The sequence below is a fragment of the Lysobacter sp. ISL-50 genome, from assembly GCF_018612875.1.
In the GTDB taxonomy this organism is placed as follows: Bacteria; Pseudomonadota; Gammaproteobacteria; order Xanthomonadales; family Xanthomonadaceae; genus Lysobacter.
Genome location: NZ_JAGGRI010000004.1, coordinates 121,102 through 147,479, shown reverse-complemented (window position 1 = coordinate 147,479; position 26,378 = coordinate 121,102). Strand labels below are relative to the sequence as shown.

The following is a 26,378-nucleotide window of genomic DNA, read 5'->3' as shown; positions in this document are numbered from 1 at the left end:
ATCATGGCCAGCACCGCCGCCACCGAACCGACCGTTCAAGCGCCCGCCGCCGCGCCGCCGCCGGCCGATGTCGCCCCGCCCGGCCCGCCGCTCGCGCCCACGCCGATGTCGCGTTGGCGCATCGCCGGTTTCGTCTCCATCTCGCTGCTGCTCGGCCTCACGCAAAGCCTGGGCATGAACCTGGTCGCGTCCAACCTGCAGCAGGTGCAGGGCGCGCTCGGCGCCACCAGCGCCGAGGCGACGTGGCTGCTGACCGCGTACTTCGCCACCAATATTCCCGCCAGCCTGCTGCTGACCAAGTTCCGCCTGCATTACGGCCTGCGCCTGTTCGCCGATCTGGGTATCGGCCTGTTCGTGGTCGCCGCGGTCGTGCACCTGCTCGCGAACGATCTGGACTCGGCCATCGCCGCGCGCGCCGCGCTCGGCATCGCCGCCGCGCCGCTGAGCTCGCTGACCATCCTGTACATGGCGGAAGTGTTCACCGGGCCGAAGAAGATCGTCGGCCTGATGTTCGGCTTCGCCGCGCTGCAGACCGGCGCGCCGATCTCGCGCATCGTCGCGGAAACCTTGCTGCTCAACGCGCAGTGGCACGGCATCGTGATGTTCGAACTGGGGCTGGCACTGGCCTGCCTGGCCGCGATCAATCTGCTGCGGGTGACGCCGGTGCCGCGCCAGAACATGTTCGATCGCTGGGACATCGCCAGTTTTCCGCTGTACGCCAGCGCGATCGCGCTGGTGTGCGTGGTGCTTACCCAGGGCCGGTTGCGCTGGTGGCTGGACACGCCGTGGCTGGGGCATTGCCTGGTGGCGGCGGTGCTGTGCGCGGGCGCGTTCGTGATGATCGAGATGAATCGCTCCAGGCCGATGGTCAACATCCGCTGGCTGCTGCACGGCGGCTACATGGTGCGGCTGGGGCTGGCGATCGTGCTGTCGCGCATGGTGCTGTCGGAGCAGTCGGTCGGCGCGGTCGGGCTGCTCAACGTGCTGGGCCTGCTCAACGACCAGATGCATACGCTGTTCTGGCTGGTGCTGATCGGCACCGTCGCCGGCTTCGTGGTGACGCTGCCGTTCTTGCCCAGGCAGCGTTTCGACATGCTCGGGCTGATCGCGGTGGCGATCGTCGGCGTGTGCGCCTACATCGATTCGCACGCCACCAACCTGACCCGGCCGGCGAACTTCTACATCACCCAGACCTTGATCGCGATGGCCGCGTCGATGTTCCTGGCCAGTTCGATCCTGCTCGCGCTGGTGCGCGTGGTCGCCGACGGCGTGCGCAATCTGGTGACCTTCATCGTCTTGTTCAGCACCACCAATGCCCTCGGCGGCCTGCTCGGCTCGGCCGTGCTCGGCACCTATCTGGCCCAGCGCCAGACCGCGCATTACCAGCATCTGATGCAGCAGCTCACCCTCGGCGATCCGCAGGTGGTGCTGCGCACCCAGCAGCTCGGCGGCGCGGTCGCGCGGGTGGTCGGCGATCCGGCCGCGCGCGGCAATCAGGCGCTGACCTCGCTGAGCCAGCAGGTCACGCGCGAGTCGTGGGTGCTGGCTTACAACGACGTGTTCCTGTCGGTGGCGTGGCTGGCGGTCGTGGTGCTGGTCTGGGTGTTGTTGCTGAAATGGCATCTGTGGCGGCGCGGCCACACCGTGGTGAGTTTCGCCGCGCAAGTGCCCGGGCCGTTCGGGCCGCCGGCCGCGGCGGCGCCCGATCCGCCTCGCGACGCGCCTGTGACGGCCGCTCCGCTTCAATCCTCGCCAGCCCCGTCCGCGCCGGCGCTTCCCGCCGCGCCTGTTTCCTGATCCGAAGGACGCCCCAATGCCCTTGAAGACGCCCTTCCAGTCCAAAGCCACGATCCCGGCGATCGTGATCGCCATCGTCGGCGTGCTGCTGATTCTCTACGCCTGGCGGCTGTGGCCGTTCTCCAGCGCGCGCCAGACCACCGAGAACGCCTATGTGCGCGGCAGCGTCACCGTGGTCGCGCCCAAGGTCGATGGCTATGTCGCCCAGGTGCGCGTGCAGGACTACATGCGGGTCAAGGCCGGGCAGGTGCTGGTCGAACTGGACGATCGCAACTATCGCCAGCGCGTCGATCAGGCCCGCGCCAATCTGGCCGCGCAGCAGGCCAACCTGTCCAACTCGACCCAGGCCCGGCGCGTGCGCGAAGCCGCGGTGGCCAACGTCGAGGCGCAGCTCAAGGCCGCGCAGGCCAACCTCGCCCGCGCCCAGGCCGACATGCGCCGCGCCAGCGCGCTGGTCGGCGACGGCTCGCTGTCGCAGCGCGAACGCGACCAGACCCTGGCGACCCTGCGTCAAGCCGAAGCCGGCCTGGGCCAGGCCCAGGCGGCGCGGCGCTCGGCCGACGAGGACGTGCGCTCGGTGATCGTCAACCGCGATGCGCTGACCGCCGCGGTCGCCAACGCCGAAGCCGCCTTGCGTCTGGCCGAGATCGATCTGGCCAACACCCGCATCCACGCGCCGCAGGACGGCCAGCTCGGCGAGATCGGCGTGCGCCTGGGCCAGTACGTCACCCCGGGTACGCAGCTGATGCAACTGGTGCCGCAGCGGGTGTGGGTGGTGGCGAACTTCAAGGAATCGCAGACCGCGCGCATCCGTCCCGGCCAGTCGGCCTCGTTCCGCATCGACGCGCTCGACGGCGCGACCCTGCGCGGCCATGTCGAACGCCTGTCGCCGGCCACCGGTTCGGAATTCAGCGTGATCAAGACCGACAACGCCACCGGCAACTTCACCAAGGTCGCGCAACGGCTGCCGGTGCGCATCTCGATCGATCCCGATCAGGAACCGGCGGCGCGCCTGCGTCCGGGCATGTCGGTGGAAGCCACGGTCGATACCGCCAGCAAGATCGACGAAGAGGCGGTGCGCCGCGACGAACAGGCCTCCGCGGCGAACGCGGCGCGCGATGCGGCGGTGCCGGCGGTAGCGGGCGGCGCGTCGGACGCGCCCGCGCTGCCTGCCGATCCGGGCGACAGGAATCCCCGTCGATGAAGGCATCGCATGCCCGATTCCGGCTCATCGCGTTGGCGGCCGCGGCGAGCCTGCTCGCCGCCTGCGTCAGCATCGCGCCGCCGCCGGACGTGGCCGCGCCGCCGCCGGCCTGGCGCGACGCGCCCGGCGCCGGCGTCGCGGTGCAGCGCGACTGGTGGCGCGGCTACAACGATCCGGTGCTGGCCGAACTGGTCCACACCGCGCTCATCCACAACACCGACCTGCGCCTGGCGGCCTCGCGCGTGGCCGAAGCGCGCGCGTTGCTGGACGCGCAAGGCGCGGCGCAATGGCCGACCCTGGACCTGGGCGCCAGCGCCACGCGTTCGCGCAGCGTCAGCGCCGCCACCGGCCGCGCGAACATTTCCAATGTCAGCCAGCCGCAGTTCCAGGCCGCGTACGAAGTCGATCTGTGGGGCCGGCTCAGCGCACTGACGGATGCGGCGCGCGCCAATCTGCTGGCCAGCGAAACCGGCGCCGACAGCGTGCGCCTGAGCATCGCCGCCGCGGTCGCCTCGGCCTACCTGGGCCTGCGCACCAGCGACGCCCGGCTGGAGGTCGCGCAACGCACGCTGGTGTCGCGCGAGAACGCGCTCAAGCTGGCCCAGCGCCGTTTCGACACCGGCTACACCTCGCGCCTGGAACTGGCCCAGGCCCAGGCCGAATACCGCGCCACCGCGCAGGTCGTGCCGCAGCTGCAGCTGGCGATCCGGCGCCAGGAAGACGCGCTGTCGGTGCTGCTGGGCCGCGCGCCGCAGGCCATCGCCCGCGGCAAGGCGCTGGTGGACATCGCCGCGCCGGCCTTGCCCGCGGCCGGCGTGCCTTCGCAACTGCTGCGCCGCCGTCCCGACATCGCCCAGGCCGAAGCGCAGATCGCCGCCAGCGACGCCACTCTCGCCGCCGCGCGCGCGCAGTTGCTGCCGTCGCTGCGTTTGACCGGTTCGCTGGGCAGTCTGGAATCGAGCCTACTGCACGGCGATCCGATCCGCGTATGGAGCGTCGGCGGCAGCGTGCTGGCGCCGTTGTTCAACCACGGCCGCCTGCGCGCGCAGGCCCAGGCCAGCGCCGCGCGCCGCGATCAGGCCGTGCTCGGTTACCAGAAGACCGTGCTGACCGCATTTTCCGAAGTCGAAGACGCGCTCGCCGCGATCGGTTATCTGCATGAGCAGCGCGATCAGGCGCAGCAGCAACAGCAGGCCCTGGCCGAGGCGTTGCGGATCGCGCGCAACCGCTACAACGAGGGGTATGCCTCGTATCTGGAAGAACTGGATGCGCAGCGCAATCTGTTCAACGCCGAGCTGACGGTGCTGCAGTTGCAGGGCGATGCGCTGACCGCCGAGGTGAATTTGTACAAGGCGCTGGGGGGCGGTTGGGAAGAAACTGCGGTTCGATGAGTCGCTGCGTTGAGCTCCCTCTCCCGCGTGCGGGAGAGGGCTGGGGTGAGGGCGCGCGAAGCGGAAAATTCACCGCGCAACTGACGTACAGCGAGTCTCGTGGACTGTCGGCTGCCGAGCATGCGTAGCGTCTGGCTGCCCTCACCCCAACCCTCTCCCGCAAGCGGGAGAGGGAGCAGAACAGCAGTTCGGCAGAAGCAGAGATACGCAGCAACCTCAACCCCGATCCAACTCCGCCAACGCCTTGCCGATAATCTCCAACTCCTTCCCGCACTCATCCTCGTCGCTGATGAACCACGCCGCCGACAAGCCCTGAAACGCGGCGATCCACTGCAACAGGCGACGCCGCTCGATCCGTCCGTGTTCCACCACCAACGCCAGCCGGCGTTCGAACGTGCCCGGCGCCAGCGCGGTCTCTTCGTCCGGATCGGTGAATAAAATGGCGAAGTCGAACCCGCGCTCGCCGATCACGCGCTTGGGATCGATCGCGATCCAGCCGCGCCCGGGGCCGGCGTCGAGCACGTTTTCATGATGGAGGTCGGCGTGCAGCGGCATCACCTCGCGCGGCTGCGCCAGCAGTTCCTGCGCGATCTGCCAACTGCGCACCAGCACGCCGCCATGGCTGCGCGAATAGGTTTCCAGATCGGCGAACCAGGTCCGCAGCGGCACCAGATCGGCCGGCACCGGCGCGGCGCGCGGCGCATGCAACCGCTCCAGGGTTTCGCACAGGATGCGCGTGGCCTCGTCGTCGCGGCCGTTGCGCGCCATGTGCGCGAGCGACCGCGGGCCGCAGGCGCGTTCGAGCAGCAAGGCTTCCTCGTCGTGCGCGTACACGCGCGCGGCGCCGTCGCCGTTCCACCACCGCATCATCGCGCCGCCATATTTTTCTTCGGCGTCGCGCGGGATCTTCAACATGGCCGGCTGCGCGCCATGGCGGACCGGCAGCAGGTCGCTGCTGTGGGTGCGGATCGGCGCGCCGTCGGCGCGCAGATTCCAAAGCGAGAGGTGGCGATCGAAGGGCGTCATGCGGGGCCGGCGCGAGGGCGATGCCTGTCGATGTCGGGACGCGCGCGCGCAAGGCAAGCGCGCCGGCGCCGGCCGGATGTTTCTTTGTGTAGCTTCGTGCGCCGGCGCGAAACCGATCGCGCGCGCGCCGGCTCAGTCGGCTTCGGCTTCCTGCGCCGCCGCCGATTCCTCGCGCTCCTTGATCACCGGCGCGGCCTCGGCGTCGGCGGCGACGCGATGGCGCAGGGACTTGCAGCGCTCCACGCCGGCGTCGGTCAGCGACAGCGTGTCGCCGTCTTCATCGAGCTGGGCCAGCGCGGCGTCGATCAGGCGATCGCGCAGGTCCGATGCATGACGGCCGGGAGCCTGCCCCTGGTCGATGCGTTGCAGGACATCCAGCAGGGCCAAGTCTTCCAGGCTGATCGGATCCACGACGATGCTCCACGACAACAACGCGCACTATGCCACGCACCGCGACGTCGCAAACCCGGCCGGCAGGCCGGGCCGCGCGGCCGGATGACGCATTCATACTTCATGCAAAGTGTGTGCACCGATCCGGACAAGCGCGGCGCGAGAGCCGGCGCGGATCGGCCTGATTTTCAGGAGTCGCGCGTGCGCTCGGCCGGCTCGATCGCGGCGCCCGAAAAACAGAACGCCGCCCGAAGGCGGCGTCCGCTGCAGCGATGATGCGGCGGGCCAGGCCACGCCGCATCGGCGGTCATCAGGCCGCGGCGTCCTTCAACTTCTTGAGCGGACGGACCTTGACCTTCACCGTGGCCGGCTTGGCGGCGAACCACTGCTCTTCCTTGGTGAACGGGTTGATGCCCTTGCGCTTCGGCTTGGCGGCGACGCTGACGGCGGTGATCTTCAGCAGGCCCGGCAGGGTGAACGCGCCGGCGCCCTTCTTGTTGATCGACGCGTGCACGGCGCCTTCAAGCGCGGCGAGCACCGAGCGGATGTCCTTGGCGACCACGCCGGTGGTCTCGGCCAGGTGCGCAACCAGACCCGACTTGCTCAACACTTCCTTGATGGGCTTCGCAGCAGCCGGCTTGGCGGCGGCCTTCGGAGCGGCCTTCTTCTTTGCAGCGGTTTTTTTCGTAGCCATAGTTTTTTCCGGTAGCACTCGTTGGATGGATGGGTTGCCTGGATAACCCCTCGGCAAGGCGGAATGTAGGGCAAGCTCGACGCGCCGCCAAGAGTTTTGACGCAAAAATATGCGTGTTTTTCAGCCGCACGTGTCCGTTCGTCGGCGCGGCGCTCTGGAAATCCCCGCTGCGGCAGGGTTTTTTCGCCCAATGCCGCGCCGACGCGGCCGTCGCGAGAATCGAAAAAATCCCTGAAAAACCAGGCCGATTGCGATTCCTGCGGCGGCGCAGCGTGAGTTTGCGCGCGCCCGAGCGCTCGCTCGCACGCCGCGCCGATGCCGGCATAGGGGCATTCAGTCGCGGTGCGGCCTGTCGGACGCGCGTATCCGCGAACGGCGGCCGATCGGGGCTGCGATGCGCGGCACGAATGTGCCTGTGGGTGGATAAACACCGTGGTGGCGGTCCGGTGCGTCATCACGCGGCGCATACGCCGCGGGCGGATTCGTCATGGTGCGCGGCGGTGGCATCGGCTTCGCCGCCGCGGCGCGGGCGAACCGGCGGCGCTCAGCCGCGGTGTTCCAGCGCCAGGTACTCGGCCGACTGCATTTCGATCAGGCGCGAGGCGGTGCGCTCGAACGCGCCGCTCAGGCGGTGGCCCTGGTACAGGGCGGTCGGCGCGTCGGCCGCGGTGCACACCAGATTGACGTGGCGGTCGTAGAACTCGTCGATCAGATTGATGAAGCGCCGCGCCGCGTCGTCGTGGATGCCGCCGGGGAAAATCGGAATGCCGCCGAGCAGCACGGTGTGGTATTCGGTGGCGATCTCGATGTAGTCGCCGGCCGCGCGCGGGCCTTCGCACAGCGCGGCGAAGTCGAACCAGGCATGGCCGTCGGCCAGCGCGCGCACCGGGATATCGCGTCCGTCGATGCGCAACGGCCCGGTTTCCGGCGTGCAACCGGCGGCCAGTTCCTTCCAGCGCCCGCTCAGCCAGGCGTCGGAATCGGCGTCCAGCGGCGCGCGATAGACCGGCGAGCGGGTCAGCGCGCGCAGCCGGTAATCCTGCGCGCTGTCGAGCAACAGCACCGCGCAATGGCGCTGGATCAGCTCGATCGCCGGCTTGAAGCGGTCGCGCTGCAGGCCTTCGGCGTACAGATTGGGCGGCGCGGTGTTGGAGGTGGTCACCAGGGTCACGCCCTCGGCGAACAGGCGGTCGAGCAGGCGCCCGAGCAGCATCGCATCGCCGATGTCGATCACGAAGAATTCGTCCAGCACCAGCACGCGCAGCTGATCGCGCCACTGGCGCACGATCTTGGCCAGCGGATCGCTCTCGCCGGCGTGCGCGCGCAGTTGCGCGTGGACCTCGCGCATGAAGCGGTGGAAGTGGGTGCGGCGTTTCTCGGCGATCGGCAGCTGTTCGTAGAACAGGTCGATCAGGAAAGTCTTGCCGCGGCCGACGCCGCCCCACAGATACAGCCCGGGCACGCCTTCGCGCGGCTTGCCGCGCAGGCGGTCGAACAGGCCTTGCGAGGGCGGATCGAGCACGCCGGCATGGATGCGGTCGAGTTCGCGCAGGGCCGGATGCTGCGCCGGATCATCGCTCCAGTCGCCGCGCGCGACGCCGGCGGCGTAGGCCTGCGACGGCGTCAGGGCGGCGTGCTGCGGGGCTGCGCTCACGGTTGGCTCAGCATGCGGCCGCCGGCCGACATCAGCCGCACCGGCACGTGCTCCTGGTAGCCGTCGGACCAGTTGTCGATGGTGGTGGGCAGTTTCGCCGCCCAGGCCGGATCGTTGCTGTAGTAGCGCAGCTCGGGCTTGTCCTGCTTGTTGTCGGCGCGGATCGCGACCCAGAACTTTCCGTCGGCGGTCTGCATCAGCAGCGCGCGCATGGCGTTGGCCAGGCCGCGCACGTAGCCGTTGGTGACGGTGGCGTTGAGGCCTTCCTGGTCGGCGCGGGTATCGATCACGTCCAGGCGCTCGACCAGCGCGGCGTAGTCGTCGCCGAGCAACTTGCGCAGGCGCTCGTCGTTTTCCGGCTTGAGCACCACGCCCAGATCGACCAGATTCCACTGCGTGGTCGCCACCGCCTCGCCGAGGCCGGGCAGGTAGCGGCCGCTGAAATGCACGCCCAGGCCGGCGCCGCAATCGCTGCCGGTGTGCTGCTGCTCGATCTGGATCTGGCGGTGGAAACGGTGGAAGGTCAGCTCGCACTTGGCGTTGGCGTCGCTGCCCTTGTAGACCATCTCATTAGCGCCGTTGGCGCGCGCGCGACCCGACAGCAGGCCGGTGTTGGCGCCGTTGCTGGCCTGCAGTTCCATCTCGAACTTGTCCTTGCCGGCCGCCTTGAGCGACAGCGAGGAGCTGCCATCGACCCGGGTCCAGTCGCCGTTCCAGTCGAACTTGCCGCCGATGGCGCCGGGCTTGAGTTCGGTCAGGCGCTCGACATAGGCGCGGCGCAGGCACGGCACCTGGCCATCGCAGCGGTCGCGTTCCTTGATCCAGGCCAGTTGGTCTTTCTTCAGCTCGCCGCCGTACTGGCTGGCCTTGAGCGCGGCGCGGTAGGCCTGGGCGAGTTCGCCATCGCGGCCGCTCAGCACCGGGTCGGCGCAGATGGCTTGTTCGTTCTTGCTTTTGGCCTTGGCGCAGTCGATGCCGGCCGCGTCGGCGCGGGCCGACCAGGCGAGCGCGGTGAGGCAGGCGCAGGCGTACAGCAGCGCAAAGCTCGGGGCGGGGCGCATCGGGAAAATCCTGTCAGGCCGGAGCGGATTCCGGCGGAAGATGGGGGCGCACGGAGTTCTTGATCGCACCGCGCAGGTCGATCAGCCGGCGATGGAAGAAATGCGAGGTGTCGGGCATGCGCACCAGTTCCGGCGGCTGGCGCAGGCCGCCGATCCAGGCGTAGACCGCCTCGGGATCGACGATTTCGTCCGCCTCGCCCTGGATCACGATCCACGGATAACCCTGCGGCGGGGCGATGCGGTCGAAGTCCCAGCGCCCGGCCGGCGGCGCGATCGAGATCAGCAGCTTGGGCCGCAGTTCGTCGGCCATGCGCAGCGAGACGTAGGCGCCGAAGCTGAAACCGGCCAGCCACAGCTGCGCGTCCGGGCGCGTCGCGCGGACCCAGGCGGCGACCGCGCGCAGGTCGTCGCATTCGCCTTCGCCCTGGTCGAATTCGCCTTCGGAGGCGCCGGTGCCGCGGAAGTTGAAGCGCACCGTCGCCGCGCCCGACTCGCGCAGCGCGCGCGCGGCCATGGTCACGACTTTGTTGTGCATGGTCCCGCCCTCGGTCGGCAGCGGGTGGCAGACGATGGCGACGATCGGCCGCGGCGGCGCTTCGGCGGCCTCGACGATCATCTCGATCGCGCCGGCGGGGCCGGGCAGCGTCAGCGCGGTGGACGCGTCGCTGGGAAAGGCGGGGGTGCTCATGCCGCGCATGATACGTGGCGGGGTGAGAGCGGTGTTATGACGGTGTGTTGCGCGTGGCTGGCGGTTACGCAGGCTTTAGCGGGCGGAGCGGACTTTTGTGGGAGGGGCTTCAGCCCCGATGCTTTTGATACAGGTCGCGATGAAGTTTCACCGTGCCGGAGCGAAAGGCCTCGGGCCTGAAGGCTCTCCCCCAAAAGCCAGCCGCGGCCCGCGAAGTCTGTTGTAGGAGGGGCTTCAGCCCCGATGCTTTTGTTACAGGTCGCGATGAAGTTTCACCGTGTCGGAGCGAAAGGCGTCGGGCCTGAAGGCCCTCCCACAAAAGCCTGCCGCGGCCCGCGAAGTCTGTTGTAGGAGGGGCTTCAGCCCCGATGCTTTTGTTACAGATCGCGGTGGAGTTTCACCGTGTCGGAGCGAAAGGCATCGGGCCTGAAGGCCCTCCCACAGAAGCCCGCCGCGGCCCGCGAAGTCTGTTGTAGGAGGGGCTTCAGCCCCGATGCTTTTGTTACAGGTCGCGGTGAAGTTTCACGGTGTCGGAGCGGAAGGCATCGGGCCTGAAGGCCCTCCCACAAAAGCTGGCCCTCCTACAAAACTCACTCCCACAAAAACTCCCTCCTACAACAGGCTTGAATGCCTCAGCGCGGCATCAGGTCGAAGCCCAGCAACACCGGGTCGTGATCGGAGCTTCGCCACGGGCCGGCGCCGCCGTTGCGGTAACCGGCGCTCTCGGGTTCGTCGGCGTTGGTGTGCCACTCCACCGCGCCGCGCAGCCGCGCGGCCAGCTTCGGCGAGAGCAGGGCGTGGTCGAGGCGGCCGAGTTCGCCCTCGTAGACGTAGCTGTACGGCGATTCGATCTTGGCCACGGCGAACGCGTCCTGCCAGCCACCCGTATACAACTCGCGCAGCGGTTGTTCCTGGGCATGGGCGTTGAGGTCGCCGACGATCATCGTCAGCTCGCCGCCGCTGCCGGTGGGATCGGTCTTGAGCCATGCATCCAGGCGCCGCGACGATTCGCTGCGTGCCGCGTTCCAGCACGAGGCGCCGTCGCCCTGGTCCTTGTCGGCGCCGCTGGCGTTCTTGCCGCAGCCCTTGGACTTGTAGTGATTGGCCACGACCACGAACGCCGGCCCGGGCTTGCGGTCGGCGCCGATCGCGTTGAACGCCTGCGCCATCGGCACCCGCGCCAGCGGCCCGAACGGGCCTTGCTGCAAGGTCGCCGCCGGACCGCGCGCGGCCACGCGCTGGCCGCGATAGATCAGGCCCACGCGGATCTGATCGTCGCCCGGTCCACGCGTCGAAGCGGCGCAGGCGTCCTTGCACGAACCCGCGCCGCGCGGTGGGCAGGTCTGCCGGCACGGCGCCGCGTAGCGCCAATCCTGCGGGCCGCCGCTGGCCGCATCGGCGCGATCCAGCGCGGCGACTAGCTCGGCCAGGGTCGATTCGGGGCCGTAGCCGTCGTTCTCCAATTCCATCAGCGCGGCGACATCGGGATTGAGCGCGTGAATGGTCTCGACCAGTTTGGTTTGCTGCGCCTGATACTCGGCCGGGGTGCGCGCGCCGCGCGGGGTCGGGAATCCGCCGCCGCGGCCGTCGCCGTTGAACAGGTTCTCCAGGTTGAAGGCGGAGATGCGCAGGTCGCCGGCGACGCGCGGCACCGGCGGGCGCGGCGCGGCGTGCAGGTCCGGGGCCGCGCTCAGGCGCAGGCCGTCGTGGCCGGCGACCGGCACCGCCACGCCTTCGACCGCGTCCAGGCGGCTGCCGCTGCGCGCGGCGAAGGCGGCGGCGGGCAGGATCGCGGCGTCGCCGGTCAGCAGCAGGCGGCGGCGTTCGTTGTCGGCGGCGATCGTGCGCGCCTGCTCGCTGCCGGGCGCGGCGAGTTCGGAGGGTTGCCACAGCCGGCCGTCGAAGGACACCGCGATGGTGCGTTGCTCGGGATCGCGCTCGCCCAGGGTCAGCGGCGCGGCGATGCGCACGCGCATGCCTTGCAGCGCGCGCCAGTCGGTGGGGGCGCGTTCGATCGCGACCGGCTGGATCGCCGCCAGCCGTTTGCGCTGCGCGCGCGAGCTGAGCGGGGCGATGCGTTCGGCGTCGATCGCGGTCAGCGAGCGGGCGCGGCCTTTGCGATCGGGTTCGAGCGTGGCTTCGTAGATGCGGCCGCTGACCTGCACCGTCTGCCCGGGCGCGAGTCCCGCCGCGGCGGCGCCGGTGACCCAGATCGCATCGGAGGTGGCCGGATCGCCGTCGCCGGCGTCCTGGATCAGCCAACCCGGGGTCTGGTCCTTGCCGGGCAGCGCGGCGGTGACGATGCCGGCGAGGGTGACCTGGCGCGGGTCGTTGCCGAGGTTGGCGCGTGCCGTGCCGATCGCGGTCACGCCTTGCGCCGATACGTTCGCGCCCGATCGGCCGGCGCGATCGGCATGCGGCGTGGTGACGCAGGCGGCCAGCAGCAGGCAGGGCGCGAAGGCGAGGGCGGGGCGGAATCGCGTCATGGCGGGCTCGGCGGGGCGGTGAACACAGCGGCCATTATCCGCAGCGGTGTTGCGCGCCGTCGTGTGCCGTCTGGCGGGAAGTGCGGTTTCCCCTTTTTGAAGAAGCGCTGCCTCCTCTAGAAGAACGCTATCCCCGAAAGAGAGCTGTTCCCCCCTTTGAAAAGGGGGGAACAGCCAAGGCTCTTGAGGTTGGGAGCGACGGAGCGTCCCACAAACAAAAACGCCGCCCGAAGGCGGCGTTCCGTCAGCGCGATACCCCGCGCTTACTTGATATTGCCCAGCATCCAATCCACGGTCGCGGCGACCTGTTCGTTGGTCAGGGCCGGGTTGCCGCCCTTGGGCGGCATCACGCCGCTGGTGCCGGTGAAGCCGTCCACGGCGTGCTTGTGCAAGGTGTCCTTGCCCTTGGACATGCGCGCCGTCCAATGCGAGGCGTCCAGGGTCGGGGCGCCGCCGGCGCCGGACTTGTGGCAGCCCGCGCACAGGCTGTCGAAGATGACCTTGCCGTCGAGCGTGCCGCCGTAAGCGACCTGCGAGGCCGCCTTGGCCGCCGCCGCGGCGACCGCCGCCTGCTGCGAGGCCGCGCCGGTCGCGCCGGCGTAGACCGCGCCGACCGGACCGATGCGGTTGTCGGTGCGCTGGGCCGCGCGCGGATCGACTTCCTGCGGCAACTGGTGGTGGACGAAGTAGGCCGCGATCATCAGGCCGAGGGTCACCAGCATCAGAAAGCCGATCACCATCGAGAATTTCTTCAGGAATTCGAGGTCGTAATTGCGCACGATCCACCTATTGCGTGCGCCCCGGACCGGGACGCATAGAGCCATCGACGAGGCCGCCACCGGGGATCGGCGCGACCGCTGCACGGACCCGCCGAATAACGGACCCGCCAATCGTCTGCGCCAGGGCAGCGATCGCGGGCCGGGAATGCCGGTCGGGTAGTTCCGCCGGACAGTTTAGCTCAAGCGCGCGCCGCGCGGGCTGGGGCCAGGTCCCAGGTCCGCGGCCGGGCGCGATCGGCGGACGGCACCACGAATGCGCCCACGCCTGCGTTTGCGGCGATCGCCGACCCCTGACTTCCGACCTATACGCCTTGCGCCGGTCCGCGCGCGCCCCTATAACCGTTGCGATCCATGAGCACGGTCACGGACGATGATCGCCGCGCCAAGGACGGGCCCCCGCCCGCGCCCGCGCGCCCCCGCGATCCGGACGCTCCCGCGCCTGTCAGCCTTCACCCTCAAGGACCGCCCTATGTCCCGCTGGACCACGCAAGAACTGTTGACCCGCCTCGCCGTCTCCTTCGGCGCCGACAATGTCGAAGAAGTGCCGACCGCCGACGGCGCGATCCAGGTGACCCTGCCCGACAGCGGCGACCTGGGCATCACCATCGCCCTGACCGATCGCGAGATCTTCGTCTCCACCCCCCTGGTCGAGGCCGCGCAGGTCCGCGACGCGGCCGGCTTCAACGAAGCCTGCCTGCGCCTGAACCCGATCAACCCGCTGTCCAACCTGGGCCTGACCACCATCAACGAACGCGATGTCTACATCGTCTTCGGCGAAATGGCGCCCGACTCCAGCGCCGAGCAGATCGAACTGGAAATCCGCACCCTGGCCGACAACGCGATCGACGCGGTGGAAGCCCTCAAGTCCTATCTGGTGACCGCATGAGCCTGCTGCAGAAAATCCTGACCCTGTTCCGCGGCACCGCCCACGAGGCCGGCCAGGCCGTCGTGGACGCCAACGCGCTGAAGATCCTCGATCAGGAAATCCGCGACGCCGGCAACGAGCTGGTGCGTTCGAAGGAAGAACTGACCAAGGTCATGGCCCAGCGCCAGCTGCAGGCCAACCGCAGCAAGGACCGCTTCGCGAAGAAGGCCGAGTACGAAACCTACATCGCCGGCGCCCTGCGCCAGGGCAACGAGCAGCTGGCGCGCGAAGTCGCCGAGCGCCTGGCCACGGTCGAGACCGACCTGAAGAACGACGAGCAGGCGATCAACAGCTACGACGCCAGCATCAGCCAGCTCAAGACCGCGATCACCGCCACCGAGCGCAAGCTGGCGCGGGTGAAGCAGCAGGTCGATACGGTCAAGGCCACCGAAGCGGTGCAGCGCGCCCAGACCGCGGTCGCCGCGCGCCATTCCGGCGCCACCGGCAAGGTCACCACCGCGCTGGATTCGCTCGAGCGCATCCAGACCCGCCAGGCCGAGCGCGGCGCGCGCCTGCAGGCGGCGGCGCAGCTGGAATCCGAGAGCGGCGACGGCGACCTCAACGCCCGCCTGGCCAACGCCGGCCTGCTGCCGGAATCGACCAGCGTGGACAACATCCTCGAGCGCTTCCGCGAAAAGCCGGTGCAGCAGCTGACCCACGACAACACCCTGGCGCTGCCGGCGGTGGAAGTGAAGGAAACCGATAAGGTCGAGCGCAAGGATTGATGGCGGCTCAAGGTCGGTGAAGGCGGTCGCTCGCCGTCATCGGCCCATTGCGTCGTCGCTGCCGTGCCGACTTTCTCGCTCCGCGCGTGTTGCTGTATCTGCTCGTCGTATGGGTTTTTGCTCGTCATCCCCGCGAAGGCGGGGATCCAGGGCTTTACCGCGACATGACTCTGAAGTCTCTGGATCCCCGCCTTCGCGGGGATGACGGATGGAAAGTTGCGATGGGTTCGAGCACCCGCGCCACCCCGCCGCACACACGGACGTAACCAGGCCCACTCACCGAAATGATCGTAATCGGCAAACTCTTCCGCACCCTGCGCGGCCATCTGCGCCGGGTCAGCTGGGGCGCGGTCGCCGCCGCGCTGGCGCTGCACATGGCCGGGACCTGGCTGCTGATGGCCTGGGCCGGGGAAGAAAAACTGCTCGGCTGGGATTCGTTCGTCTACTACTACGTGACCACGGCCAGCACCATCGGCTATGGCGATCTCTCGCCGGGCAGCGCGGCCGGACGCTGGGCCGCGGCCTTGTTCGTGATGCCCGGCGCGATCGCGCTGTTCGCCTCGGTGCTGGCCAAGACCAGCGCGAGCCTGCTCAATTTCTGGAAGCGCCATCAGGTGGGCAAGATGAGCTACGAAGACATGCACGGCCACACCGTGCTGATCGGCTGGCACGGCCGCGAGTCCGAACGCCTGGTGCAGCTGCTGCTGGCCGACACCCACACCGACGACGAAGGCATCGTGCTGGTCGCCGAAGGCTTGGCCGAGAATCCGCTGCCCGACCAGATCCGCTTCGTCGCCGCGGCCTCCTACGCCGACTGCAACGAGTACCAACGCGCCGCGCTGAGCCGCGCCGCGCGGGTGATCGTGCACACCGACCACGACGACCGCTCGCTCGCCGCGGTGTTCGCGGTAATGGCGCATCCGCACGAAGCGCACGTGGTCGCGCATTTCGAATCCGCCGCGGTCGCGCAACTGGTGCGCAGCCACTACCCGCACGTGGAATGCACGCGGCCGCTGCACGTGGACGTGATCGCACGCGCCGCGCAGGACGCCGGCAGTTCGCTGGTGGCCGGCGAATGGCTCGGCGCCGGCGGCCCGACCCAGTTCAGCCTGCAGGTTCCGGCCGCCGCCGCGCCGGTGCTGGCGGCCAGGCTGGCCGGCGCGTTCCGCGCCCAGTCGGCGTTGTGGATCGGCTATCGCGACGGCCGCAACGCCGCGCCGGTACTCAATCCGCCCGATCATGTCGAGATCGCGCCGGGCACGTTGTTGTATTACCTTGCCGACGCGCGCATCGACAGCGCGCGCGTGCCGTGGGCTTCGCTCGCGGCGCGGTGATCCGGGCCCGGCGCGCGCAGCGAGGCACGACACGATGAGTTGGTTGAAGGGACTATTCGGCGGCGGCGAAAAACCGCCCGAGAAAACGCAGATGCCGTTCGCCCACGAACTGCCGCTGGGCTTGCGCATCAACGGCCGCGTGGCCTTCGACACGATGATGTTCCGCGCCCACCCGCAGGCCTGGACGATGCGCCTGCCCGAAGGCCATCAGGGCATTCCCTGCTACGGCTACATCGATCTGCGCGGCGGCCACGCCCTGCATCGTTTTTATTTGGACGACGACGCTTACCTGCAGGTCAGCACCGCCAGCGGCCAGGTCGAGGGCATCAAGGCCTTCGTTTTCCAGCAGACCGTGAATCCGGCCAATCAGGCCGAATTCAAGCGTTTCATCCACGAACACCCGCACCTGGGAGCGGATTCGATCGAATACGCCGGCCGCGCCTGGTACCGCGAATTCGGCGACCAGAGCGCCGCGGCCAAGGTGCCGCCGGTGGTCTACGACGAAGTGCTGTACCGCCACGATCCGCCGCGCCGCGACGACGATCTGACCCATTACGCCATGCTCTACCGGCGCGAAGTGCCCGAACTCGATCGCGAGGAATTCCTGCTGATCACCGCGGAAGACTACGGCCCGAGCGAATTCGCGATCACCTATGCCATCGGCCTGGACCTGAACACGGCCGACCTCGACGTCACCTGAGCGCACCGCCGCGCCGCCACCGCATCACCACGCAAGGACCTTCCATGGACGCCCCGATCAACGCCCACAGCTTCCTCAACTTCCTCGCCTACGCCGGCACCGGCATCGGCGTGCTGGTGCTCGCCGCCGTGGCGGTGCTGCTGATCACCCCGCATCGCGAGCTGAGCCTGATCCGCGAAGGCAACACCGCCGCGGCCACCGCGTTCTCCGGCACCCTGATCGGCCTGGCGCTGCCGCTGCACTCGGCGATCTCCAACTCGGTCAGCCTGTTCGACGCGGCGATCTGGGGCGCGGTGTCGGTGGTCGTGCAGCTGTTCGCGTTCCTGCTCGCGCGCCTGGTTGCGCCGAAGCTGTCGCAGCAGATCACCAACAACCAGACCGCCGCCGGCATCTTCTCGGCCGGCGTGTCGATCAGCGTCGGCCTGATCAACGCCGCCGCCATGACGCCGTGAGCGATGCCATGACCACGACTCCCAAAACCCAGGACGGCGCGCGCGGCAAGCGCTCGCGCAATCTCAAGCTGGTGCTGATGGCGGTGGCGGTCCCGGCCGTGCTGAGCGGCTGCGACGACGATCCCAGCGGCAAGATCCTGACCTCGCGCGAAGAATGCGCGGTGCAGACCGATATCTCGCGCGAAGAGTGCGAGAAAGCCTATTCCCAGGCCCTGGTCGAGCACGAAAAGATCGCGCCGCGCTTCGAAAGCGAACAGGAGTGCAATCAGCAGTTCGGCGCCTGCCAACCGGTGCCGGCGCAGTACGCCAACGGCAGCCAGCACAGCTTCATGCCGCCGATGACCGGCTTCCTGGTCGGCTACGCGCTGTCTCAGGCGATGAGCGGCGGCCGCAGCTACTACCCCATCGGCGGGGTTTCGCCGCTGTACCGCGATTACCGCAGCGGCGGCTATCTGCGCCCGGACGGAAAGCAGGTCAGCACCTCCAGCGGCACGGTCTACGGCAAATCCGCCGGCAACACCGCGCTGCCGGCGCGCGCGGTGACCGTTTCGCGTTCGGGCTTCGGCTCCAGCGCCGCGGCGCGCGGCGGTTTCGGCGGCAGCAACAGCAGCAGCGGCTCGGGTCGCGGCGGCGGCTGGGGCGGTTGATCGTACCCGCCGGGCCTCGCTTCGTTCTCTCGCGGGCCGCGATCGCCGCGGCCCTCATCATCGGAATCGCATGAAACGCATCGCCGCGAACGAACGCCCCGACTGGCGCGAACAAGCCCAGTCGCTGGGTTTCCATTTCCACACCATCGACGGCGCGCCGTACTGGGACGAGCGCGCCTACTACGCCTTCGGCCTGCGCCAGATCGAAGACGACATCGAGCAGCCGACCCAGGAGCTGCACGACATGTCGATGGCGCTGGTCGATGAAGTCGTCGGTTCGGAAGAACTGCTGACCCGGCTGGCGATTCCCGCCACGCACTGGGACTGGATCGCCGATTCCTGGCGCCGCGGCGAGCCGCATCTGTACGGGCGCATGGATCTGGCCTACGACGGCGCTGGCCCGGCCAAGCTGTACGAACTGAACTACGACACCCCGACTTCGCTGTACGAAGCGGCGTATTTCCAGTGGCTGTGGCTGGAGCAGAACATCCAGCGCGGCGTGTTGGCGCAGGGCAGCGACCAGTACAACCGCATCCAGGAACTGCTGATCGAAACCTTCGGCGCCCTGGCGCTGGACAAGCGCATCGTCACGCCGGTGCATTTCGCCGCGGTCGAGGACTCGGCCGAGGACCGGGGCACGGTGCGCTATCTGCGCGACTGCGCCGAACAGGCCGGCGTCAACACGCTGGAGCTGAGCATCGAGGGCATCGGCATCAGCGCCGAAGGCTGGTTCACCGACGGCGAAGACCGGGTGATCCGCACGCTGTTCAAGCTGTATCCGCTGGAATGGATGTTCGTGGAGGAATACGGCGCCAAGCTCGCCGCCTCGCAGGTGCAATTGATCGAGCCGGCATGGAAGGCGATCCTGAGCAACAAGGGCGTGCTGCCGTTGCTGTGGGAACGCCATCGCGGCCATCGCAATCTGCTCGAAGCGTATTTCGACGATGAAACGCCGGCCGAGCTGAGCGCGGGCTGGGTGCGCAAGCCGCTGTTCTCGCGCGAAGGCGCCAACATCGAGCTGGTCGATGCCAATGGACAGCGCCTGAGCAGCGACGGCCCCTACGCCGGCGGCCCGACCATTCGTCAGGCCCTGCATCCGTTGCCGCGATTCGACGGCGCCGACGGCGCCGCCAACTATCCGCTGATCGGCAGCTGGGTCGTCGCCGACAACGCCGCCGGCATGGGCATCCGCGAAGACGCGGGCCTGATCACCCAGGACACCTCGCGCTTCGTGCCGCACGCGATCGTCGAGGACTGATCGCGTCGCTCGAACGCGGCGGATCGGCATGAGTCGCAAACCAACGGCCCGTTGAACGGGCCGTTCGCGTTCGCGCGGCGACCGCGCGCATACCTGCAACGCGTTCGCACTTGCGCACCATCGCGGATGTATCCCGCGAGCGCCTGTGCGATCCTGCGCGCCAAGCGGCGCCGCGCGCCGACGACGCATCGTTACCGAAGGAACCGGTCATGGCCGACGCCGATCTTTTAACCGCCGACGGCTTTCTCAGCCACGCCGGCGACTTCGACGCGCACAACCATGGCAAGGCGCTGGCCGGCCACGCCTGCCGTTTCGACCTGGGCGCATATCGCGACGAACTGTACCCCCGCCACGGCGTGGACTTTCCGCCGCAGCTGGCGCGCGCGGTGAACAAACGCCGCGGCGAATACCTCGCCGGCCGGGTCTGCGCGCAGCGCGTGCTGCAGCGGTTGGGCATGGCGCCGACGCAGATCGCGATCGGCGCGGCGCGCGAGCCGTTGTGGCCGGCCGGCGCGATGGCCTCGATCTCGCATGCCGGCGACCGCGCCGTCTGCGTCGCCACGCTGGATGCGGACGTGATCGGCCTGGGCATCGACATCGAACGCGGCATCGGCCCGGAACTGGCCGCGGAGATCCGCGGCGTGGTCGTCGATGCCGGCGAAGAGGCGCTGATCCGCGCCGGCTTCGACGATTTTCCGTTCGGCCTGGCGGCGGTGTTCTCGGCCAAGGAAAGCCTGTACAAGGCGCTGTTCGCCCAGGTCCGCAGCTTCTTCGGCTTCGAGGCCATGCGCCTGACCCGGGTCGATCCGCAGCGCCTGGCGTTCGCCGCGGCGCAGACCCTGGCGCCGGGCGTGCGCGCCGGCCAGGGCTTCGCCGTCGATTACCGCCGCGAAGACGACAACGGCGTGCGCAGCATCGCCTGCGTGCTGCGGCCGCCGGCCTGAGCGCCGCGCGGGCGGAGGTTTGTACGACAATAGGTGGATCATGCGCTGCCTGTTGATCGACAACCACGACTCCTTCACCTGGAACCTCGCCGACCAGATCGGCCGGGCGTTCGGCGATGCGCCGCGCGTGGTGCGCAACGACGACTACCGCTGGGACGAGCTGCAAGCCGACGCGCGCTACGACTGCATCGTGATCTCGCCCGGCCCGGGCAGCGTCACCCGCGACGCGGATTTCCACGTCTCGCGCCAGGCCATCGAACGCTCGGCGCTGCCCTTGCTGGGCGTGTGCCTGGGGTTCCAGGGCATCGCCCACGCCTACGGCGGCCGCATCGCGCACGCGCCCGAGCCGGTGCACGGCCGCAGCGCCGCGGTCATGCACGACGGCAGCGACCTGTTCGCCGGCCTGCCGTCGCCGTTGCAGGCGGTGCGCTATCACTCGCTGATCGCCGCCGCGCCCTTGCCGGCGCCGTTGCTCGCCACCGCGCACAGCGACGACGGCCTGATCATGGCGCTGCGCCATCGCCAGCGGCCGCAATGGGGAATGCAGTTCCACCCCGAGTCGATCCTGACCGAACACGGCATCGATCTGATCGCGAACTTCCGCGATCTGGCCCGGCGCCATCACGGCCGCGCCTTCGTCAGCATGAGCGCGCCGGAACCTGCGCCCGCGCCGCTCGCACCGCCGCCGCCGCGCCTGCGCGTGCTGCAGCGGCCGCTGGCCGGCGCGATCGATCCCGAAGCGGTGTTCAGCGGCGTCTACGCGCAGGCGCGCAACAGCTTCTGGCTCGACAGCCAGATCGCCGAGGACGCCGCCGCCTGTTCGTTCATGGGCGCGGTCGAGGACGCGGATCTGCATCGCTATCGCATCGCCGACGACGATGAGGCGATGTCGGCGGGGCAGGCGTTGCTGGCCTTGCTCGAAGGCGAGTTGGAGGCGGATCGGGTTATCGGGGGCGAGGCGCTGCCGTTCGATTTCAGGGGCGGGTTCGTCGGTTATTTTGGCTACGAAATGAAAGCGCTGTTCGACGGCGAGCGCGGCGCCGGGACGACCCTGCCCGACGCGGTGTGGATGCGGGTGCGGCGCTTCGTCGCTTTCGATCACGCCGAACGCCGCGCCTGGGCGGTCGCGATCGTCGAGGACGGACAGGACGACGCGGCACGGCAATGGCTCGACGCGACCTGCGCGCGGATCGAGTCGATGCATCCCGCGTCGGCGCCGTCCGCCGGCGCCGACGCGGCGCTGCGCAGCCTGGACGTCGAAATGGATCTGGGCCGCGCGGACTATCTGGCCGCGATCGACGCCTGCCGCCGCGCCATCGTCGATGGCGAGTCCTATCAGGTCTGCCTGACCAATCATTTCCGTTTCCGCGCCGCGCTCGATCCGCTGGCCCTGTACCGGCAGATGCGGCGCGGCAACGCGGCGCCGTTCGGCGCCTATCTGCGTTGCGGCGACAGCCACGTGCTGAGCACCTCGCCGGAACGCTTCCTGCGCGTGAACCGCGACGGCCGCATCCAGACCAAGCCGATCAAGGGCACGATCCGCCGCTCCAAGGACCCGCAGCGCGACGCGCAATACGCGCAGCGCCTGGCCCACTCGGACAAGGATCGCGCCGAGAACCTGATGATCGTCGATCTGATGCGCAACGACCTCAACCGCGTCGCCGTGCCCGCGACCGTCGAGGTGCCCAAGCTGCGCGAGATCGAGAGCTATCGCACCGTGCACCAGCTGGTCAGCACGGTCGAGGCGCAACTGCGGCCCGACCGCAGCCTGATCGACCTGCTGCGCGCGACCTTCCCCGGTGGCTCGATCAGCGGCGCGCCCAAGCAGCGCACCATGCAGATCATCGATCGCCTGGAACGCAGCGCGCGCGGCGTGTACTGCGGATCGATCGGCTACCTGGGCTACAACCGCGTCGCCGACCTCAACATCGGCATCCGTACCTTGTCCTACGACGGCGACACGGTCGCCTTCGGCGCCGGCGGCGCGATCACCTGGCTGTCGGACGCGCAGGACGAATTCCAGGAAGTGCTGCTCAAGGCCGAAGCGGTGCTGCGGCCGCTGTGGCGCCATCTGGCCGCGAACGAAGGCTTCGCCTATCAGGTCCGTGGCGATCGCCTGCATGTGCACGCGGCGGCGTCTGCGTCCGACGGCTGATCGGCCGCGCCGGCCGCGGGCGACAGCGCCAACCGGCATGACAAAAGCGCAGTAGACTCGCCGCGCCGCCATCGCTTGCACGCGCGGCGATCGCATGGAGAACCTCATGCCCGAGCAACGACAGATTCCCGCCGCGAGCGGCATCGGCCTGCGCCTGAAACGCGGCCAGCGCCTGCGCATCATCGACAACGAGGGCGGCCAGACCGGCGACCTGATGGCGTTCGCGCCCGACGGCAGCGAGCGCCTGAGCAACGGCCGCACCTTCGATTACGGCGGGAAGCTCTTCCTGAGCAGCGGCGACGTGCTGTGGTCCGACCGCAGCCGGCCGATGCTGACCATCCTCGACGACGACGCCGGCCGCCACGATTTCCTGTACTCGGCCTGCAGCGTGGAGATGTACCGCATCCAATACGGCGCAAGCGGCGAGCATCCGAACTGCACCGACAACCTGTCGGCGGCGCTGCGCGAACTCGGGATCGAGCCGGCGCCGCTGCCGACGCCGTTCAATCTGTTCATGCACGTCGATGTCGGCGCCGACGGCGCGCTGAGTTTCCCCGCGCCGGTCGCGCGCGCGGGCCGCTCGATCGTGTTCCGCGCGCAGATGGATCTGGCGATCGCGGTCTCCGCCTGTCCCGGCGCGACCTGCAACGGCGGCGCGCCGCCGCGGCCGCTGGCGTTCGAGCTTCTCGACGATTGATGCGGACGGGCCGGGCGATACGGCGCCGGCTCTTGCCATCGAACCGGACTCGGCGCTTAGTCGTGCTCGCCCGCACCATCGCGCCGCGTCGTCGCCAGCCGCAAGAACGTCTGATGCTGATAGCGGCTCATGCGCAACTGCTGGCCGGTGTCCATCGTGACCACGTGATGGCCGTTGAACCAGGGATGGATGGTCTCGACCCTGCGCACGTTGACGATCGCCGAGCGGTGGATGCGGGCGAAATGGCGCGGGTTCAATCGCTGCGCCAGCGACGCCATGGTGTCGCGCAGCTCGTGCACGCGATCGGCCAGATGGATCTGCACGCTGTTGCCGCTGGCCTTGATCCAGACGATGTCGTCCACGGCGAGGAAGATCACGTGCTCGTCCACGCGCACCGGCAACCGGTCCAGGTAATCCTCGCGTTGGCGCAGCGCCTCCAGCGCCTGCGCGATGCGCGCATCGCCGCCGCCGGCCGCCAGCCGCGTCTTCGCCCGCTGCAGCGTGGCGGCGAAGCGCTCGCGGCTGAACGGCTTGACCAGATAGTCCACGGCGTTGGCTTCGAACGCGCGTACCGCGTACTGCTCGTAAGCGGTGACGAAGACTGTCGCCGGCATGCGCGCCGCGCCGATGGTGGCGACCACGTCCAGGCCGGTCATCGCCGGCATCTGGATGTCCAGGAACACCAGATCCGGCGAGTGTTCGCGGATCGCCGTCACCGCCGACACGCCGTCGCCGCATTCGCCGAGCAGCTCGATCTGCGGGTCTTCGCGCAGCAGCCGCACCACCGCGTGGCGCGCGATCGGCTCATCGTCCACCACCAGCGCGGTGAGGCTCATGCCGGCACGTGCTCGGGCATGTCGTCGTCGTCCTCCAGCTCGCGCAACGGCAGGCGGATGCGGCAGACCACGCCTTCGGGCCAGATCATGTCCAGGCGCAGCTCGGCGGCGTCGCCGTAGAGCTCGCGCAGCCGCAGGCGGGTATTCGACAGGCCGATGCCGTGGCCGGCGGGCGTGCTGTCGCTGTCCAGGCGGCTGTTGCGATTGCGCACCTCGATGCACAGGCTGTCGCCGTCGCGCCGGCTTTCGATCTCGATGCGGTCGGCGCCGACGCGCTGGCCGATGCCGTGACGGATCGCGTTCTCGACGATGGGCTGCAGCAACAGGCTCGGCACCGCGCAATCCAGCGTGTCGGGCGCGACATACACCTGCGTGGTCAGCCGGTCCTTGAAGCGGTTGCGCTGGATGCCCAGGTACAGATCCAGCAGATCCAGCTCGCGACGCAGGCTGATTTCCTGGCCGTCGTAGTCTTCCAGGAAAGCGCGCAGCAACTCGCTCAACCGCAGCAGCATGTCCTCGGCCGAACGCTTGTCCTCGTCGAGCAAGGTCACGATGGCGTGCAAGGTGTTGAACAGGAAATGCGGCTGCAGCTGGGTCTTGAGCACCTGCAGCCGCGACTGCGCCAGCTCGGTGGCCAGCCGGCTCGCCTCGAGCATGCGCTGCGCGCGCTCGGCGCGCAGGCGCAGGGAATTCTGCAGCAACAGCAGCGTCCAATACGTCAGCAATCCGATGGCGACGTGGCGGCCGATGAACTGCAGCATCTGCTCGGCGAACGAACCGGGCTCGAACTGGCTCGACACCGCCGCGCCGATCACGACCGCCGCCAGGGTCACGCCCATGCTCGCCAGCACGTGCGTGAGCAGCGCGCGCAGGCGTCCGGGCGACTGGATCGGATAACGCGCGGCGAGCCGGAACACCAGCGGTGCCAGCGCCGCCCAGGTGTACCACTGGATCATCGACCAGCGCAGGTAGTCGAACGGCGACCACACTTCGGCGAAGAAAACGTCGTGGACGAATCCCTGCATCGCGAACACCACCGCCACCGCCGACCACAGGCCGAGGTAGCGGAACAGGCCGATCTGCGTGTCGCCCAGCTGGATCTTCATCTAGCCCCGCTCGAACAAAGACCCCAGCATCCTAAGCGCGGCCCCGGGCGGCGCAAAGCGTCGTCGCCCGCCACTACGATTGGCGCCGCTGCAACGACGATTCGTCCCAAATCCCTGGCCCGCGCGTTCGCGCGTCGGCTGTGATGAGCGCGCAGACCGGGCCCGATGCGCTCCGGTCGCCCCATCGCCCCGCCGGAGACCTTGCCATGCGCCCGTCGCTCGCCGCCGCTCTCGCCCTTGCCCTGCTTGCCGCCGCCGCCCCCAGCGAGGCGGCGCCGCGCACGCATTATTTCGAATTGATCAATCGCGCCCACGACCGCCTGACCTCGGTCGCGGTCGCCGCTGCCGGCACTCAGGCGTTCGAGGAAAAGCCGCTGGGCGCCGCGCTCGACGGCGGCGGCGATTCGGCCACGCTGCAGATCGCCGGCGACGACTGCCGTTACGATTTCCGTTTCGGGTTCGCCAACGAGCGAGCGGTGATCTATCCGGCCATCGACGTTTGCCGCTATCGCAGTCTGCGCATCCAGCCGTTGCCGGCGCCGGAGCGGCCGCGTTCGGCGAAGACGGAGTAGGGCCTAACCCGCGTCGGGAACCGTCGGCGGCGCAGCGCGAACGCCGTCGATCCACGGCAGCGCCAGAAATCCGCGATGCCCCGAAAAACACACGCGGCCGGCGTCGGCGTAATCGCCGCTGATGTCCATCGTCGCCTCGGGCGACGGCCATCCGCGCAGCGTGGCCACATTGGCGCAGCGGCGGCTCTTGCTCCTCTTCGACACCAGCGTCGCGCAGCCCAGATGACGGGCGCGGACCACATCGACGCAAACCGCCTGCGCGGCCTCGCGGTCGAAGCGGACGTTGACGATCTGGATGAGGTTGAGCCCGGTGTGACCCAGCCACAGCGCGAGCGGAAGCCCGAACCAGATCGCGAGGGTCGCGATCATCGACCGCGACAGCAGCGGGACCAGACCCAACACCATGACCCAGACCAGCAAGGGAATCTGCAGGAGCACGAGTTCGACGCGGGTGCCCAGCGCGGAAAATCCCCACACGCCGCCTTGCACCCCGGCCAGATCGCGCCCGAGCACGGCGCTGCCCATGGCGGTCAGCATCAGCACGGTCAGCAGCGGAATCGCGACCCAGTACAGCGGATCGCGCCCCTTCTTGCGAAAGAATTCCCTGTAGCGCCTGCGCAGCCTGTCTTTGAGCCGGCGCGATCGTGCGATGTGTTTATCCGTCATCAAGAGCCTGCGAAAAAAAATCAACGGGCCCTGGTCGGCGGATCCAACGGCACCACAGCGACAGCCAGCAGACAAGCCAGACGATAGCCTTTTCCAGCGTCCCTGGTCCAAGCATCCCCGCGGCGGCGGCCCCCGCATTTACATCGAAAAAAACACGCCGCCATAAGAAACAAGGCCTTGCCGGAATTTAT

At 68.9% G+C, this 26,378-nt stretch carries 25 protein-coding genes; 14 read left to right on the top strand and 11 right to left on the bottom strand.

Annotated features, from left to right (window positions below; genetic code table 11):
• The first annotated feature begins 3 nt into the window (after nt 1-3).
• The 3 genes from J7J50_RS03140 to J7J50_RS03130 are packed head-to-tail and all read left to right on the top strand — an operon-like array spanning nt 4 to nt 4,392.
• The gene (locus tag J7J50_RS03140; protein WP_215055214.1) at nt 4-1,797 is read left to right on the top strand and encodes an MFS transporter; all 1,794 of its coding nucleotides are present in this window, start codon (nt 4-6) and stop codon (nt 1,795-1,797) included.
• Between the two features lie 16 nt (nt 1,798-1,813).
• Nucleotides 1,814-3,001 carry an HlyD family secretion protein gene (locus J7J50_RS03135; protein ID WP_215055216.1) on the top strand — a complete coding sequence of 396 codons (1,188 nt, stop codon included), beginning with the start codon at nt 1,814-1,816 and terminating at the stop codon, nt 2,999-3,001.
• Nucleotides 2,998-4,392: an efflux transporter outer membrane subunit gene (locus tag J7J50_RS03130; protein WP_215055217.1), complete on the top strand. Its 1,395-nt coding sequence runs from the start codon at nt 2,998-3,000 to the stop codon at nt 4,390-4,392. The genes J7J50_RS03135 and J7J50_RS03130 overlap by 4 nt, the downstream gene beginning before the upstream one ends.
• 216 nt (nt 4,393-4,608) lie before the next feature.
• Here the strand turns inward: J7J50_RS03130 and J7J50_RS03125 are convergent, their stop codons facing one another.
• The 8 genes from J7J50_RS03125 to J7J50_RS03090 all read right to left on the bottom strand — a co-directional run bounded on the left by J7J50_RS03125 (nt 4,609) and on the right by J7J50_RS03090 (nt 13,170).
• Entirely contained in the window at nt 4,609-5,418 is an 810-nt protein-coding gene (locus tag J7J50_RS03125) for an aminoglycoside phosphotransferase family protein (RefSeq protein WP_215055219.1), read from the bottom strand.
• Nucleotides 5,419-5,550: 132 nt separating this feature from the next.
• Entirely contained in the window at nt 5,551-5,829 is a 279-nt protein-coding gene (locus J7J50_RS03120; RefSeq protein ID WP_215055221.1) for a hypothetical protein, read from the bottom strand.
• Nucleotides 5,830-6,118: 289 nt separating this feature from the next.
• A complete protein-coding gene (locus J7J50_RS03115; protein WP_057945111.1) occupies nt 6,119-6,502 on the bottom strand; it encodes an HU family DNA-binding protein in 384 nt (127 codons plus the stop codon).
• 544 nt (nt 6,503-7,046) lie between these two features.
• Nucleotides 7,047-8,129 carry a cell division protein ZapE gene (gene zapE / locus J7J50_RS03110; protein WP_215055448.1) on the bottom strand — a complete coding sequence of 361 codons (1,083 nt, stop codon included), beginning with the start codon at nt 8,127-8,129 and terminating at the stop codon, nt 7,047-7,049.
• A gap of 23 nt (nt 8,130-8,152) precedes the next feature.
• A complete protein-coding gene (locus J7J50_RS03105) occupies nt 8,153-9,217 on the bottom strand; it encodes a lysozyme inhibitor LprI family protein (protein WP_215055223.1) in 1,065 nt (354 codons plus the stop codon).
• A 13-nt stretch (nt 9,218-9,230) separates the two neighbouring features.
• Nucleotides 9,231-9,905, bottom strand: a complete 675-nt coding sequence (locus J7J50_RS03100; RefSeq protein ID WP_215055225.1) for an alpha/beta fold hydrolase — start codon at nt 9,903-9,905, stop codon at nt 9,231-9,233.
• Nucleotides 9,906-10,537: 632 nt separating this feature from the next.
• A complete protein-coding gene (locus tag J7J50_RS03095; protein WP_215055227.1) occupies nt 10,538-12,391 on the bottom strand; it encodes an ExeM/NucH family extracellular endonuclease in 1,854 nt (617 codons plus the stop codon).
• 263 nt (nt 12,392-12,654) lie between these two features.
• Nucleotides 12,655-13,170 (bottom strand): c-type cytochrome, encoded by a 516-nt coding sequence (locus J7J50_RS03090; protein ID WP_215055229.1) that lies wholly within the window; start codon nt 13,168-13,170, stop codon nt 12,655-12,657.
• 469 nt (nt 13,171-13,639) lie between these two features.
• On the opposite strand from J7J50_RS03090, the gene J7J50_RS03085 reads away from it, so the two are divergent.
• From J7J50_RS03085 to J7J50_RS03040, 10 genes are all read left to right on the top strand, one after another.
• Complete coding sequence (locus J7J50_RS03085) at nt 13,640-14,056, top strand: DUF2170 family protein (RefSeq protein ID WP_057945106.1); 417 nt, start codon at nt 13,640-13,642, stop codon at nt 14,054-14,056.
• A complete protein-coding gene (locus tag J7J50_RS03080) occupies nt 14,053-14,820 on the top strand; it encodes a PspA/IM30 family protein (RefSeq protein WP_215055231.1) in 768 nt (255 codons plus the stop codon). Before J7J50_RS03085 ends, J7J50_RS03080 begins: the two co-directional genes overlap by 4 nt.
• 284 nt (nt 14,821-15,104) lie before the next feature.
• Entirely contained in the window at nt 15,105-16,154 is a 1,050-nt protein-coding gene (locus J7J50_RS03075; protein WP_215055233.1) for a potassium channel family protein, read from the top strand.
• A 34-nt stretch (nt 16,155-16,188) separates the two neighbouring features.
• Nucleotides 16,189-16,854: a DUF2491 family protein gene (locus J7J50_RS03070; RefSeq protein WP_215055235.1), complete on the top strand. Its 666-nt coding sequence runs from the start codon at nt 16,189-16,191 to the stop codon at nt 16,852-16,854.
• Between the two features lie 44 nt (nt 16,855-16,898).
• On the top strand, nt 16,899-17,306 hold the full coding sequence (locus J7J50_RS03065; RefSeq protein WP_057945102.1) for a DUF350 domain-containing protein: 408 nt from the start codon (nt 16,899-16,901) through the stop codon (nt 17,304-17,306).
• A gap of 8 nt (nt 17,307-17,314) precedes the next feature.
• Nucleotides 17,315-17,953 carry a DUF1190 domain-containing protein gene (locus J7J50_RS03060; protein WP_215055237.1) on the top strand — a complete coding sequence of 213 codons (639 nt, stop codon included), beginning with the start codon at nt 17,315-17,317 and terminating at the stop codon, nt 17,951-17,953.
• Nucleotides 17,954-18,023: 70 nt separating this feature from the next.
• Nucleotides 18,024-19,211 (top strand): glutathionylspermidine synthase family protein, encoded by a 1,188-nt coding sequence (locus J7J50_RS03055; RefSeq protein ID WP_215055239.1) that lies wholly within the window; start codon nt 18,024-18,026, stop codon nt 19,209-19,211.
• A 209-nt stretch (nt 19,212-19,420) separates the two neighbouring features.
• Entirely contained in the window at nt 19,421-20,155 is a 735-nt protein-coding gene (locus J7J50_RS03050; RefSeq protein ID WP_215055241.1) for a 4'-phosphopantetheinyl transferase superfamily protein, read from the top strand.
• A gap of 40 nt (nt 20,156-20,195) precedes the next feature.
• Complete coding sequence (gene pabB / locus J7J50_RS03045; protein WP_215055244.1) at nt 20,196-22,310, top strand: aminodeoxychorismate synthase component I; 2,115 nt, start codon at nt 20,196-20,198, stop codon at nt 22,308-22,310.
• Between the two features lie 106 nt (nt 22,311-22,416).
• Nucleotides 22,417-23,007 (top strand): urea carboxylase-associated family protein, encoded by a 591-nt coding sequence (locus tag J7J50_RS03040; RefSeq protein WP_215055246.1) that lies wholly within the window; start codon nt 22,417-22,419, stop codon nt 23,005-23,007.
• A gap of 56 nt (nt 23,008-23,063) precedes the next feature.
• On the opposite strand, the gene J7J50_RS03035 is transcribed toward J7J50_RS03040, so the two are convergent.
• Both J7J50_RS03035 and J7J50_RS03030 read right to left on the bottom strand, forming a co-directional pair.
• On the bottom strand, nt 23,064-23,843 hold the full coding sequence (locus tag J7J50_RS03035) for a LytTR family DNA-binding domain-containing protein (protein WP_215055248.1): 780 nt from the start codon (nt 23,841-23,843) through the stop codon (nt 23,064-23,066).
• A complete protein-coding gene (locus J7J50_RS03030; RefSeq protein ID WP_215055250.1) occupies nt 23,840-24,949 on the bottom strand; it encodes a histidine kinase in 1,110 nt (369 codons plus the stop codon). Before J7J50_RS03030 ends, J7J50_RS03035 begins: the two co-directional genes overlap by 4 nt.
• A 143-nt stretch (nt 24,950-25,092) precedes the next feature.
• On the opposite strand from J7J50_RS03030, the gene J7J50_RS03025 reads away from it, so the two are divergent.
• The gene (locus J7J50_RS03025; protein WP_215055253.1) at nt 25,093-25,521 is read left to right on the top strand and encodes a hypothetical protein; all 429 of its coding nucleotides are present in this window, start codon (nt 25,093-25,095) and stop codon (nt 25,519-25,521) included.
• A gap of 3 nt (nt 25,522-25,524) precedes the next feature.
• On the opposite strand, the gene J7J50_RS03020 is transcribed toward J7J50_RS03025, so the two are convergent.
• Nucleotides 25,525-26,211, bottom strand: a complete 687-nt coding sequence (locus J7J50_RS03020; protein ID WP_215055255.1) for a hypothetical protein — start codon at nt 26,209-26,211, stop codon at nt 25,525-25,527.
• Nucleotides 26,212-26,378 lie beyond the last annotated feature (167 nt).